We start from the raw sequence: 14,343 nt of genomic DNA, 5'->3' as shown, positions 1-14,343 counted from the left end.
TCCAACAATACCTCAATCCCTAATGCAAAGGCTAACTTCAATTTATAAATTGTAATTCAAGAAACACATTTCGTGTACTATTCCGTATTTTTGCATCCAGTATGGCAACAAGTAAAAAAGACATTCGCGCATTAACAAAAGAGCAACTGCGTAATTTTTTTGTAGAACACGGCGATAAAGCCTTTCGTGGAAATCAAGTTTACGAATGGCTTTGGCAAAAATCTGCACACAGTTTCGAGGATATGACAAACATATCTAAAGAAACACGCGAAATGTTAGAAAACAATTTTGTAATCAATCATATTCAAGTAGATCAAATGCAGCGCAGCAGCGATGGAACCATTAAAAATGCTGTACGCTTACACGACGATTTAATTGTAGAATCGGTTTTAATACCCACACCTACAAGAACTACCGCATGTGTATCAAGTCAAGTAGGTTGTAGTTTAGACTGTAAGTTTTGTGCAACCGCACGCTTAAAACGAATGCGTAATTTAAATCCAGACGAAATTTACGATCAAGTTGTAGCCATAGATAACGAAAGTAGATTATACCATAACAGGCCATTAAGTAATATTGTATTTATGGGAATGGGAGAACCACTCATGAACTACAATAATGTAATAAAAGCCATCGATAAAATTACATCACCCGAAGGTTTAGGTATGTCACCTAAACGAATAGTAGTTTCAACCTCTGGTGTGCCTAAAATGATAAAAAAAATGGCCGACGACGATGTTAAATTTAAGCTCGCCGTTTCCTTACACTCCGCTATCGATGAGGTGAGAACATCCATAATGCCATTTAATGCTACGTTTCCATTAGCAAGTTTAAGAGAGGCATTGCAATATTGGTATGCAAAAACAAAAAACAGAATTACCTACGAGTACGTAGTTTGGAAAGGCATAAACGATAAAAGAAAAGATGCCGATGCACTTGTAGAATTTTGCAAGTTTGCACCAAGTAAGGTAAATATTATTGAGTATAACCCAATTGACGATGGCGAATTCCAGCAAGCACAATCCTCTGCTATAGATATGTACGTAAATGTACTTGAAAAAAATCATATTACCGTTACAGTAAGGCGTAGCCGAGGTAAAGACATTGATGCTGCTTGTGGGCAATTGGCAAATAAAAGTTAATAAAAAATGTAAACAAAAAAAGCTGCAAGTGCAGCTTTTTTTGTTTTGTAGATTTTAAATTAAATTTAGTTTTTAATAATTTTTACAGTAGCCGATTTAGTTAAAGATTTAACAGTCATAAAATATAAACCACTTTCTAAATTCGATAAATCAATTTTATTGTTTGTTATAGCATTGGGTTGTATCTCGATAATGCTTTTTCCAGTTGGGCTATACACAGATGCAGTTTCAATAGTTTCATTTGTGTCAATAGTAACAACATCGTGTACAGGGTTAGGAAAAATTCTTGCGATGCTAAGTGTGTTTTCAGAAACCGATAATGATGTAGAATACGTAATTTCAAAATCATCAACAATTAATGCATATTCATCTGTAGTGTCGAAATGCAGAACTACAAATTGAATGTTTTTTGAAGCAAAAGAGGCAGGAATTTCTGCGCTTATAGTTTTTGCTGTGTTTTCACCTCCTTCGGTTAATGTATCAACAAAAATAGGAGTAGCGTCTGTTTCTGTATCCTCCACATCATATACCAATACGGCATATTGCTCTGCATAGTAAGTAGGTTCTGGTGAACCAGCCTTCATTTTAAAAGTTATTACGGCGGCATCAGATGGAATTGTTATTGTTGGAGAGTATAAATAGTTTTGAGGCGTTAAGGCAACCCCATTCGTCCAATCGTAAGACTGAGATAAGAAACAGGTTCCTGTAAAGCCATAAATTTCAAGGCCGGAGGAGTATGCTCCCCAATTAAATCCATCAGCGTCTCCATCAAAAATAGACCATCCTGTTAAGTCATCCGAGTTTGAAGACCAAAGAGCTGTTTGTGCATTTACCAAAATAGCACAACTAAAAAATAAGTAAAAAAAAGTAATTTTTTTCATAAAGGGTGTGTTTGAATTAATTAACGTTAGTGATACATTATAAATATAAGAATAAATAAGCGGAGAAGAAAGTGTCTGATTTTTGTTTTTACTGAATTTTGAAAGTGTTTTTAAGGTGTTAACTTTATAAATTATAGTTATTTGCGTTTTAAATAGTTTTCTAAGTAAATTTTAAAGTTTTAAGATGTTAAAATATAGTTTTGTTAAACCTTTAGGAAGAATTTATACTTTATTATTAGATTTGTGGAAACCCAGAAGAAATTAGTTTGAAAATAGTAGAACAAATAAAACAGCCTATAGCTTTCGAAATGGAACTTTTCGAGAAAAAGTTTAAACTTTCCATGTCGAGTAAAGTGGCTTTGTTAAACCGAATTACCCACTATATTGTTAATCGTAAGGGTAAACAAATGCGACCAATGTTCGTTTTTCTGGTGGCAAAAATGGTGTCCGGTGGAGAAATAAGCGAGCGTACTTATCGTGGAGCGTCGGTTATCGAACTTATTCACACGGCGACCTTAGTTCATGATGATGTGGTGGACGATAGTAACCAACGTCGTGGATTTTTCTCGGTAAATGCACTTTGGAAAAACAAAATTGCCGTTTTAATTGGTGATTACTTACTCTCAAAAGGGCTATTGCTTTCTATTGATAATAACGATTTCGATTTACTTAAAATTATTTCTATTGCAGTTCGTGAAATGAGTGAAGGGGAATTGCTTCAAATTGAAAAAGCAAGAAATTTAGATATTACCGAAACTGTTTATTACGAAATTATTCGACAAAAAACAGCTACTTTAATTGCAGCTTGTTGCAGTTTAGGTGCTGCCTCGGTTATGCCAAACTCCGTGCATGTTGAAAATATGAGAAAATTTGGAGAACTAATAGGGATGGCTTTTCAAATTAAGGATGATTTGTTCGATTATGGTGAAACCCAAATTGGTAAGCCAACAGGGATAGATATAAAAGAGCAAAAAATGACTTTACCATTAATTTATGCACTTAATCAAGCATCTAAAACCGAAAAAAAATGGCTAATAAACTCGGTAAAAAACCATAATAAAAATGCTAAACGAGTAAAAGAGGTTATTACCTACGTGAAAACGAATGGTGGATTAGATTATGCCGTAAATAAAATGAAAGATTTTCAAGATGAGGCTTTAAAAATTTTAAGTATTTATCCAGATTCTGAATACAAAAGGTCCTTGCTTCTTATGGTAAATTATGTGATTGACAGGAAAAAGTAGCTTTAATAAACAATAAGTCCTGTTTTAAATTTTTATTTTAGTTAAAGGGTAAAAAATTTCAACAAATTTTTCAATTTTATTATCACTATCAAAAACTAAACTGGTAAAGCTTAATGTTTTACTTTCTATGGGTTTGTTTAGTGTTTTAATATTTGTTACATGTTTAATTATGTAAGTATTTCGTTCGTTAACTTTTTCAATTTCTTTTATTGTTAAGTCAGAAATATTATACTCCGAAAATATTTTATTCCAGTATTGGTTAATCTTATCTTTTCCTATTAGGGTATATGGGTAGTCAAACGCTTGGTTTGGTCTACTCATCATCGCGTTAGGGCTAAATAAATCAGTTAATATTGTTGCATTATTTACTTTTAATGCATTAAAATAAGACTCTATCAATTTATGTTTCGTAAGTAATGACTTATTCATGGGTAGTTAATAGGATTAGAAGGTTATAATTTTAGCTCATAAAATGCATATTTAATCGTTAAGTTGTATTTGTTTGTAGGTTTTTATTTCCATTTAACCAAAGATGGTTAAAAGTTTTAAATTGAAACTATCAATTTCACATAGAAAAGTTTAAAAATTAAAGACTATTATTTTTTCTAAACGTATTTGGGGTTAAATGGGTGTGTTTTTTAAAGAAGCTACTAAAACTGTTAGGTGTTTTAAAGTGTAATTGGTAAGCGATCTCTTTTATGCTTAATGTAGTTTGTATAAGCCTTGATTTAGCCAATACAATAATATAGTTATTTATATACGATTTGGCTGTGTAACCAGAAGTTTGTTTTATAATAGCATTTAAATGATTGGGGTGTATCGCTAAAATATCTGCATAGTATTTAGGCGAATGTGTGTTGGCTTTATTCGAATTGTTAAAGCTTTCGTTTAGCAAAGATTGAAACTTTAAGAAAATAACGGTTTTAGAACTGTGAGCATTATTTGTTTTAAGGTTTATATGTTTAAAATAAAATCGTTGTACTAAATTTAATAAAACTATTAACTGAGATTCTATTACTTTACTAGATTGTAATTCACGGTTATTATTTTCGTGTTCAATACTATTGAATATTGATAATAATTGGTAAGCTTCAGTTTTTTCAATTTCAAAAGGTATGGCTTTGTCAATTTTAAAATAATCAAATTCGTTAATTACAGCATTCAAAAGTTTAGATTGTGCTATAAAGTCTTTTGTGAAAATAATGTAATAGCCTTTCCAGTCTAAATTAATATCCCATGAAATTATTTGAAACGGGGTATAAATCATAATGGAAGGATTACTTAGGTTCTTCACGTAAGGGCCATGTGTAGTTTTTCCGCTTCCTTCCAGTTTCAATTCAATGGCGTAAAATTCATGTTTTATAGGTTTAAATTCATTTTTAATATTAAGCATAAGGTCTTCTAGCCTCCTAATGTCAAAATTTGGGTTAGGTGGGGTGGTTAGATTCATAGCTTTATAAAATGAGGCAAGCGTTTTAAAGTGCAACATAAGCTTAAATTAGGTTATTCAGTTAATTAATGTTAAAAGCTGCATTTATGATCTAAAAACAGAGTTGAGCTTCTTGCTATTTTATTCGTTATTAGGGAGAAAGAATAAATATACTTATTATGTAGGAAAAAATCTAAAAATAAAGAAGTTATGTTTGGGTTTTTATTTAATATAAATCCTTTAATTTTACATTTTAATGTTAAAGAAAATGAATCAAACAACAAATGCCATTTTAATGGTGCGTCCTATTAATTTTAGGTTAAACGAGCAGACGGTGGTTAATAATTATTTTCAGAAATCAATATCTGAAAATGATAATTATATTAATGAAGAAGCTCAAAGAGAGTTTGATGCTTTCGTTAAAAAATTAAAAGCGGTAGGAGTTAATGTTATTGTTGTAAATGATAATGATGATACCGACACCCCAGATTCTATTTTTCCTAACAATTGGGTGTCTTTTCACGAAAATGGCGATGTAGGGTTATATCCTATGTTTGCCGAAAACCGTCGATTGGAGCGTCGCGAAGATATTTTAGAAACACTCGAAGCCGAAGGTTTTATAATTAATAATATTATAGATTATACAAGCGCTGAAGAAGCGCACGTTTTTCTAGAAGGAACGGGGAGTGTTATTCTCGATAGAGTTAATCAAAAGGCGTATTGTGCTTTATCTCCAAGGGCAGACGAAGATTTATTTATAGAATTCTGTGAAGATTTTGAATATTCGCCAATTATTTTTACCGCCTACCAAACCAATAAAAACCAAAGAAAACCAATTTATCATACGAACGTAATGATGTGTATTGCGGAAACCTTTGCTGTAATTTGTTTAGGTTGTATTGATGATAAAAAGGAACGAAAAGCTGTGGTAAAAAGTTTAAAAGACAATAAAAAAGAAATTATTGATATTACCGAGGACCAGGTAAAGCAATTTGCAGGAAATATGTTGCAAGTAAAAGGTGCTAACAATCATCAGTATTTGGTTATGAGCGAATCGGCATATAAAGCCTTAACTCCGGTACAAATTAATACAATTGAAAAGCATTGTAAAATTTTATCTAGCAACTTGTTTACTATTGAAACTTGTGGTGGTGGCAGTGCCAGATGTATGATGGCAGAAGTGTTTTTGCCTAAAGGATAATAATAATTAGTCTGTATTGGGTCTGCTTTTTGGTAATTGTACATAAAAGCTGCTACCAACGCCTAGTGTACTTTCAACCCAAATTTTTCCATTATTTAGTTCAACGAGTTCTTTACAAATAGAAAGCCCTAAACCAGTCCCTTTTTCATTATTGGTTCCAATAGTAGTAAACGAATTTCCTTTAAATAGTTTTTCAATATTATCTTTTGAAATGCCTACACCAGTATCGGCTACACTAATTATACAATTACCATTGCTAATGTAATTAGAAACCGTAATGGTATCTCCTTTTTTGCTAAATTTAAGGGCATTTGCAAGTAGGTTTTGTACCACGATTTCAATCATGCTTCTATCTGCATAAGCAAAATCGCGTAACGATTGGTCGTTAACAAAAATGCCTTTACTGTCCAGGCGATTTTCAATTATTTTTACCTTTTCTTTAAAAACCTCTTGTACATCAAAAAGAGTTGGTTTAGGTTCTAAAGATTGCATTTGCGATTTCGACCAATTTAATAAGTTAAATAAAAGTAATGAGGCGTTGCTTGCGTTTTCACTAAGTTCGGGTATAAGATTTTCAAACTCATCTCGCGACAGCGATCCGTCTCTTAGCAGTTCAATAAAACCGGTAATAGAAGAGAGTGAATCTTTTAAATCGTGCGAAACTATAGAGAAAAGTTTGTCTTTTACATTATTTACGCTTTCAAGGTGTTTGGTTTGCTCTAAAAAAGCTTCATTTTGTAATTCTATTTTAATATTTTTTTCTTCTAATTCTTGGGTGTATCTAATTGTATTATTGCGTTTTACATACATAAAAATTAAGAAAGTAGAAACAATTGCAAGTGCTGCTAAAACTGCGTAAAATAAAAGTTTTAATTTATTGTAGTTTTCGTTGTCAGAATAAGTGTTTTCAATTGGCTTAACAATTGGTTTGGTTTCGGTTTCATTAATTAAACTATCGAAACTCGATACATTAGTTTCGTTAATTGTAGATGATGCAATTTGATTTGATAGTTGATTTTGTTCTTTAAGTATCGCTGTATTTAATTCGTAATATTTTTGTTGCCAAATGTAAGCTTTATCAAACCGCTTTTTAATAGAGTCTAAAGTTTTCATTAGCATATAATGCCTTAGTAACTCTTTGTTGCTATTTAACTTTTTAGCCAATTCTCCCGATTTTTGTAATTGTTTTTCGGCAATAACTAGTCTGTTTTTATTAATATTAAGTTGGCTTAAATGATTTAAAACAATTAAAAAGTCTTCGGTTTTATTATTGTTAACATTTAGGTTATATCCTCTAATAAGGTATTTTGAAGCATTTTCAAAATCGTTAAATTTTAAATATTCGCCACCAAGTTTGGGGTAAAGGTGGGCGCGGTCCGAACGATTTAAGCTGTCGTTAGCTAGCATGTTTTCATACACCTCAATTGCTTTTCTGTGTTCCTTTTTAAGCGAATATAATTCGGCTAATTTAAAATTTGTAGCAACTCTATCGGTTGTGTTATTTAACAATTTTTGCAAGTTTAAGGCTTTTGTATAATAGTCAATGGCCTTATCGGTTTCGTTAAAATAATTGTAGGTGTTTGCTAAATTGGTGTATGCAATATTTAATTCGTTATAATGTGTTGTGTTTTCTAGATGTTTTACAGCAATCAAGGTGTGTTGTAGTCCCTTTTTGTAGTTGCCTTTTTTTACTTCAATTAAACCAATGCTATTGTTTACTTTAGCAATGTTAATAGTGTCGTTAAGTGCTTTATATAAATCCTTGCTTTTCGAAAAGCCGCTAATAGCATTAATGTAATCGCCTTTTTTATCGTAAATTAAAGATTTGTAATAGGTTATTTCGGCTTGAGCATCTTTGTAGTTTAACGTATTCGATAGTTTTTCACTTTCAATAACATACTGTAGTGCTCTATCGTACGAACCATTATTGTAAAGGGATTTTATAAGCTTTAAAGAAGTCTTAACCTTAAGAGAATCTTGTTCTTGAAAGGCAAGCTCAATGGCTAACGAATCAATATCATCATCTTTGGTTTGAGAGAATCCAATAAAGGTTATTAAGTATAAAAATATTAAAAAATTTATCCTCATAAATTATTCCATTACATTTTACGCAACTTTGTAAATGGCATTTAAGTTTGAGGGACTTTTAAATGCGTAAAGGTTGTAAATTATACTAGGTTAATAGTTTGCCGCTTTATAGCGAATTTAATAATAGCATTACAAGACAAAAAAATGAAAATTGCTATGTTCAATTCTAATTTCTACGTTTTAACGCTAATAAATTAGACGAATAGCATCGACAAAGTGAAGCTTTTAATTCGTAGCCTGAAAATGAGTAAATTGATGTTATTTGTAATGATTATTTAAAATTTATGCGAAATCATTAACAAATGTTATTTTGTGCTAAATACCTTGCATTTATAACGTGCTTCAATCTTCTTAATTGTGTTAAACAAAAACAACAAAAACTTACTATATTTGCGAGCTTAAAAACACTTTGCAATGAGTCTTCAAAATACCTTAACAAATTTTGTAAAAGAAGCTGTAAAAGCTAAATACGACGTTGATATTGAAACTGTAGAATTTCAAGCGACCAGAAAAGAATTTGCTGGAGATATTACTGTTGTAGTTTTTCCTATGTTACGTTTTGTTAAAGGAAATCCAGTACAAATTGGTGAAACAATTGGTGATTATTTAGTAGAAAATGCTAATGATGTAAAGGCATACAATGTTGTAAAAGGGTTTTTAAATATTGAAATAAACGAAAGTTATTACATCGATTTTTTCAATAAAATAAAAGACGAAACTCAATTTGGGTTTGTTTCTCCTGCGGCTAATGAAAAAGCTGTTATGGTAGAGTATTCTTCACCAAACACAAATAAACCATTGCATTTAGGGCACATTCGAAACAACTTATTAGGTTACAGTGTTGCCGAAATTTTAAAGGCTTCGGGTAAAAAAGTTTATAAAACCCAAATTATAAACGACCGTGGTATACATATTTGTAAAAGTATGTTGGCTTGGAAACGTTTTGGAAACAACGAAACACCAGAAAGTACAGGCTTAAAAGGCGATAAGTTAGTTGGTAATTATTATGTTAAGTTCGACCAAGAATACAAAAAGGAAATACAAAACCTTATTAATTCTGGAATAGATGAAAAGGAAGCAAAAGCAACAGCTCCAATTTTATTAGAAGCTCAAGATATGCTTCGTAAATGGGAAGCAGGAGATGATGAAGTAGTGGCGCTTTGGCATAAAATGAACAATTGGGTATACGACGGGTTTAACCAAACATATAATAATTTAGGTGTAGATTTCGATACGCTTTATTACGAAAGCAACACCTATTTATTAGGAAAAGAGTTTGTTGCCGAAGGTTTAAAAACAGGTGTTTTTTATAAAAAAGAAGACGGTTCTGTTTGGTGCGATTTAACAGAAGATGGTTTAGACGAAAAAATTGTACAGCGAGCCGATGGCACTGCTGTTTACATGACCCAAGATATTGGTACGGCTATACAACGTGTAAAGGATTATCCAGATGTTGGCGGTATGGTTTACACAGTTGGTAACGAGCAAGATTATCATTTTCAAGTGTTATTTTTAATTCTGAAGAAATTAGGGTTCGATTGGGCCGAAAATTTATATCATTTAAGTTACGGAATGGTAGATTTACCTAGCGGAAAAATGAAAAGTCGCGAAGGTACTGTTGTTGATGCAGATGATTTAATTGTTGATATGGCAACTACGGCCGAAGAAATTTCGGAAGAGTTAGGGAAGCTAGATGGTTATTCTGAAGCTGAGAAAAAAGCACTTTATAAAACTATTGGTTTAGGTGCTTTAAAATATTACATATTAAAAGTTGATCCTAAAAAACGCATATTATTCGATCCAAAAGAGTCTATCGATTTTCAAGGAAACACAGGGCCTTTTATTCAATATACTTACGCAAGAATTCAATCTATTTTGCGAAAAGCTGATTTAAAGGAATCAAAAGATGTAGAATATTCTATTGCTTTGCATTCAAAAGAAAAAGAGCTTTTAAAGCAAATACAATTATTTCCAGAAGTAGTGCAAAATGCAGCGCAAAATCATAGTCCAGCATTGGTTGCAAATTATACCTACGATTTGGTGAAAGAGTTTAATTCATTTTATCAAAATGTATCAATTCTTGGTGCCGATAATGAGCAAGAAAAAGTATTTAGAGTACAGCTATCTCAAGTTGTGGCAAATACTATAAAAAACGCCTTTGGCTTATTAGGAATTAATGTGCCAGAGCGCATGTAACTTCTAATTTAGGTTTATTCTACTGTAAAATGAGGTGTTATCGCAGTTATCCAACCTTCAAAATTAGTTGGGGAACTGCTAAGTAAATCGCCGTTTTGTATGCTATTATGGTTTATTTCGTTTAGGGCAGATACAGTAATTAGTTCATAATCGAAATAGGTTAAGCAATACGTTCCAGAGGTGGTTAAGCCAGTTATTGGAGTTTCAGAATATGTGTTTAAATTTAATTTTATAACGGGGTCAGTTTCAGAATAACGTAAATAATATAGGTTGTTTTCGAAAATGGTAATATCAGAAATATTTAATGCTGTGTTTTCTGTTTCAAACGCGTCAACAAAACTTCCATTTTTTGTAATAATATTAATGGTGTTTAGGTTAGAGTAATAAATGTAATCATCTTTTACTGCAATACCTTCAGTAATAATATTAGAAATTGTGTTAACCACTTCGCCAGTTTCAGGATTTATTTGGTACATCGATTCGTTTTCTCCGTTGCCGCCAACCCATAAATATTCTCCGTCAAAAGCAAGAGCGTGTGGAGATTGTAAATCGTCTGGTAAGCTAATTTCTAATTCTATTAAACCGGTTTCTTCATCATATAAATAAATACCTGGTTTTTGATAGTTTTTATGAGTCAAAATCCACCATTTGTACGTTACAGGTTCGGTGGGCGTTCTATCAATATTGTAAACAGGCTTGTTGCGATTACAGGAAATTAGGCAGTAGCCCAGTAAAAATGCTACAAAAAGACGTCTTAAAATTTTTGTGCCGACCATATTTACGATTTTATAATTTTATGAACCTCTTTTTTATCACCATAAAGAATAACGAAAAAATAAACACCATTACTAAATTGAGAAAGGTTTAAGGTAACTTTACCTTCGTCTACCAAATCAGTACTTTCAATTAATAGCACACCAGAGGCGCTATAAATTCTATATGAAATGCTTTCTACCACATTAACGCCAGAAATATTAACGGTGGATCTGAAAGGGTTTGGGTAAACCAACCATAGTTTATCTTCTCCTAAAGGATTGTTGGTTATAGGAACACAGCCTGTTGTAACATCGTAGGCACTTTTTATTAAGTTTTCTACTTTTAAATTATTGAAGCTTTCGTTAAGTGTATGATTAAAAAATGTGGCATCAATTATGGAATTATCTGCCCCAATAAAATTTTGAAGTAGCGTAGCAAACGTTTGTCTATAATCGAATTGTACGGTTTTTAATTGGTAGTTATTGTAGCTAGTAGCTTCGGTTAAATCTGGGTTTTCACCAGATACGCCGCCTTTAACAGCTTTACCAAAAACAAACATGGGGGCAATTTCACCATGGTCGGTTCCCATGTTGCCGTTTTCTTTAGCTTTCCTTCCAAATTCTGAGAAAGTTAAACCAACTACATCTTCCGATAGGTTTTGTCGATCTAAATCTGTAATAAAGGCTTCAACACTTTCAGATAAATTAGATAATAAGTTGTAATGTGAGCCATTAACGCCGCCAAGGTCTTCAACTTGAGCGTCGTGCGTATCAAAACCAGAAATACGAACTAAGTAAATTTTAGTACCTAAATCGCCACTAATTAAGCGAGCTACAGTTTTTAGTTGATTTGATAAATCGGTATCTGGGTATGTTACGGTGTTTTCACCTTTTTCAAAAGCGGCAGAAATATACTGGGCGTATGTGTTGGTTAAAGAATCTGTATCTGTTAAAAAGCGAAGTTGATCGCCATAATCTGAATCTGGAAAATTTAACGGTGGCTCGCCTGCTAAACCATTTAAAACAGAATAAAAACCTGCGGTATCTTGTCGTGTTAAATTTATTGATAAGCCATGAGCTTCTTCTCCATGAAATCCTAAAGATGTATTGTTTGAGCCTATTTGAATGCCTAACGGATATGATTCTACAATTAAATCGGAATAATATAGTTCCATGAAACGTCCCATCCAGCCTGTTTCTGCACCGTTTAATAAGCTATTACCGTCGTTTCCTGATAAATATAAATCGGTTGAAGTGAAATGTCCGCGATTTTGCGAAGGATAGCCAACCGATTGTAAAACACGAAGCCAACCTTTATCGTATAAGCTTTTCATGCCGGTTAAAGCGGGGTTAAGTCCAATTTGTTGGTTGTCTGGCAAAGTGCTATCTAGTGTTAAGTATTTGTTGCTTCCAGAAATAGGTACTTTTATAGTGGGGCGTAAGTTGCTGTAAAGATCATATTGATTTAAAGGAACAACAGTGTTTAGGCCATCGTTACCACCTGCTAAGTTTATTAAAATAAGTTTACGGTTAGAAATATCGGGACATTCTAAATAAGGAGTAAACGTTTTTAAAGCGGCTTGAAGCTGTATAGGTGTTAAGCCCATAACAGAAGCAGTTGCCGAAAGTTTTATAAAGTTACGTCTGTTCATAGTTTACATTAATTGAAATTCGGCAGCATTAACCATAGCTGTAATTAAGGCGTCGAGGCGTATTTTTACGGTTACATTGTCGTTGGAACTTAAGTAGTTGTTCCAGGTGCCTGTCCAATAATAGTCAGGAAAGCCTTCTTCTACTAAAAAACTTTTAAAGTAGTTTGTTCTGTCTTCGTCTATAGCTTCAGGGTATAATAAATCGGCAATTTCGGTAACGAGTAAAACCGGATCTGAAGCGTTTGCAATATTATCTTCAACAAATTTTACGGTATCGAGTAGCGCATAAGTATCACCATTGCTAATGGTGTTTTCTCCAGCAATGAAGCTTTCCACGAGTCTGTATCTGCCTATAATTGTGTTAGATGAAAACCAGTTTCTGTCGTAAAGTGGTTCTTGGTAATAAGCAGGATATCCAGCAACTTCTTCTGGACTAAAAAATCCCATACCGGCATACGAAAAATAGGCATTGTGTATAAATCTGTAAAAAAACGTGTTATAAAAATTTAAGGTATCGGTATTTGGGTCAGGGTAAGTAACATTAAACATCGCGCACATTTCAGAGAGGTGTTGCATAGGGTTTTTTATAATGCTACCAATAATTTCATCTGAAGCATCTGTGTCATCTGCATCATAAAAGTGTTGGCTACATAATAAGGTTTTTACAACGGGCTCAATATTGTAGTCGTTACTTATAAGTTCTTGAGCTAGAGGAGTAATAATATCGGTTTCAACTTCTTCATCCCAATTACTCTTAACAAAATATCTATATAATTTTCGGCAGTATGCTTTAGCTGTTTCTTCTTGCGAAAAAACCATATCTACAAAATCGCTTAATTCATCTAGAATATCAGTAGGTGTTTCTCTGCCTGTAATGGTTGCGCCTCCAAAAGCAGCGCTAAAAGTTTTATTATCGGTATCGTGGAGTTCTTCATTTATATAGCCTGTTGGTAGGCCTGTTTCAGCATCAATAATACTCCTATCTTCTTGTTTTTTATAACCAGAAAGTACTTTTGCGGCTTGTTGTATATCTGTTTCTGTGTAGTTAGTATAATTTCCTGCGCCTATTTGTTCTCCTTCTAAAATTGTAAATAATTCGAAAAACTCTCTGGCGTAATTTTCGTTAGGGTTGTTTTTGTTGTTTCTAGTATTATCTAAATACTCTAGCATTGCGTTATCTAGAGTCATTTTTTTAGCTAAAGTTTTTATACTACCAAAAGCATAAAAATCAAGTAACCGTAAATAGTCATAATAATACGTTGCGGCTCCTGCGCCATCGTCTTTGGCAACGGTAAAACAGGTGTGCAGAAAAAACGATAATTTGTGTTTTAAACTTGTTTCGTTCATGGCATTATACCACCACCATCCTGTTACTATAGCGCGCTTTCTGGGTTGATTATCAAAAGAATTTGGTAATGCAGTTGCCGATGTCCAAAAACCATCTGGTGCATCTGCAGGAAGCGGGTCGTAAGGTTCTGCTAAGGTATTAGTTGTTGGGGTGAATAAGGTGTTTACAGCATTGAGAGCGGTTGTGCCGATAAAACTATCTAATTGGTTTTTCGAAAAGTTAAAAGTTGCTCTTCGTAGTAAGTGCTTAGCTTTTCGTTGGTCTAAATTACTTGTAAGCGGATTGAGTGACGCCATAAAAAATAATTTTCGGTTAGGTTATTACAAGGCTTTAAAAAATATACAGCAATAAAGTTTATATTTTGTGAAATATATCAAGGGAGGATTAATTGTTTAAATATACGTCTA

General features: G+C 32.7%; 11 protein-coding genes. 4 read left to right on the top strand and 7 right to left on the bottom strand.

Annotation, left to right across the window (positions count from 1 at the left end):
• The first annotated feature begins 101 nt into the window (after positions 1-101).
• A complete protein-coding gene (rlmN, locus tag LG651_RS00165; RefSeq protein WP_226694144.1) occupies positions 102-1,142 on the top strand; it encodes a 23S rRNA (adenine(2503)-C(2))-methyltransferase RlmN in 1,041 nt (346 codons plus the stop codon).
• Positions 1,143-1,207: 65 nt separating this feature from the next.
• Here the strand turns inward: rlmN and LG651_RS00160 are convergent, their stop codons facing one another.
• Entirely contained in the window at positions 1,208-2,023 is an 816-nt protein-coding gene (locus tag LG651_RS00160; protein WP_226694143.1) for a T9SS type A sorting domain-containing protein, read from the bottom strand.
• Between the two features lie 266 nt (positions 2,024-2,289).
• Between LG651_RS00160 and LG651_RS00155 the strand changes: the two genes are divergently transcribed.
• Positions 2,290-3,267, top strand: a complete 978-nt coding sequence (locus tag LG651_RS00155) for a polyprenyl synthetase family protein (RefSeq protein ID WP_226694142.1) — start codon at positions 2,290-2,292, stop codon at positions 3,265-3,267.
• A 24-nt stretch (positions 3,268-3,291) separates the two neighbouring features.
• Here LG651_RS00155 and LG651_RS00150 read toward each other — a convergent pair whose 3' ends face one another.
• Positions 3,292-3,696: a nuclear transport factor 2-like protein gene (locus LG651_RS00150; protein WP_226694141.1), complete on the bottom strand. Its 405-nt coding sequence runs from the start codon at positions 3,694-3,696 to the stop codon at positions 3,292-3,294.
• A gap of 157 nt (positions 3,697-3,853) precedes the next feature.
• The gene (locus LG651_RS00145; protein WP_226694140.1) at positions 3,854-4,717 is read right to left on the bottom strand and encodes a helix-turn-helix domain-containing protein; all 864 of its coding nucleotides are present in this window, start codon (positions 4,715-4,717) and stop codon (positions 3,854-3,856) included.
• Between the two features lie 247 nt (positions 4,718-4,964).
• On the opposite strand from LG651_RS00145, the gene ctlX reads away from it, so the two are divergent.
• Positions 4,965-5,897, top strand: a complete 933-nt coding sequence (gene ctlX, locus LG651_RS00140; RefSeq protein ID WP_226694139.1) for a citrulline utilization hydrolase CtlX — start codon at positions 4,965-4,967, stop codon at positions 5,895-5,897.
• A gap of 6 nt (positions 5,898-5,903) precedes the next feature.
• Here ctlX and LG651_RS00135 read toward each other — a convergent pair whose 3' ends face one another.
• A complete protein-coding gene (locus tag LG651_RS00135) occupies positions 5,904-7,985 on the bottom strand; it encodes a tetratricopeptide repeat-containing sensor histidine kinase (RefSeq protein WP_226694138.1) in 2,082 nt (693 codons plus the stop codon).
• A 414-nt stretch (positions 7,986-8,399) separates the two neighbouring features.
• Here LG651_RS00135 and argS point away from each other — a divergent pair, with 414 nt between their 5' ends.
• On the top strand, positions 8,400-10,181 hold the full coding sequence (gene argS, locus LG651_RS00130; RefSeq protein WP_226694137.1) for an arginine--tRNA ligase: 1,782 nt from the start codon (positions 8,400-8,402) through the stop codon (positions 10,179-10,181).
• Between the two features lie 14 nt (positions 10,182-10,195).
• Here the strand turns inward: argS and LG651_RS00125 are convergent, their stop codons facing one another.
• The 3 genes from LG651_RS00125 to LG651_RS00115 are packed head-to-tail and all read right to left on the bottom strand — an operon-like array spanning position 10,196 to position 14,232.
• Positions 10,196-10,957, bottom strand: coding sequence for an NHL repeat-containing protein (locus LG651_RS00125; RefSeq protein ID WP_226694136.1), 762 nt, complete (start codon positions 10,955-10,957; stop codon positions 10,196-10,198).
• A 2-nt stretch (positions 10,958-10,959) separates the two neighbouring features.
• Complete coding sequence (locus tag LG651_RS00120; RefSeq protein WP_226694135.1) at positions 10,960-12,588, bottom strand: DUF1501 domain-containing protein; 1,629 nt, start codon at positions 12,586-12,588, stop codon at positions 10,960-10,962.
• A gap of 3 nt (positions 12,589-12,591) precedes the next feature.
• Positions 12,592-14,232: a DUF1800 family protein gene (locus LG651_RS00115; RefSeq protein WP_226694134.1), complete on the bottom strand. Its 1,641-nt coding sequence runs from the start codon at positions 14,230-14,232 to the stop codon at positions 12,592-12,594.
• Positions 14,233-14,343 lie beyond the last annotated feature (111 nt).

The organism is Neotamlana sargassicola, assembly GCF_020523965.1.
Lineage (GTDB): Bacteria > Bacteroidota > Bacteroidia > Flavobacteriales > Flavobacteriaceae > Neotamlana > Neotamlana sargassicola.
Note: the sequence above shows the minus strand (reverse complement) of the source record. Positions and strands in the feature narration are given on the sequence as shown.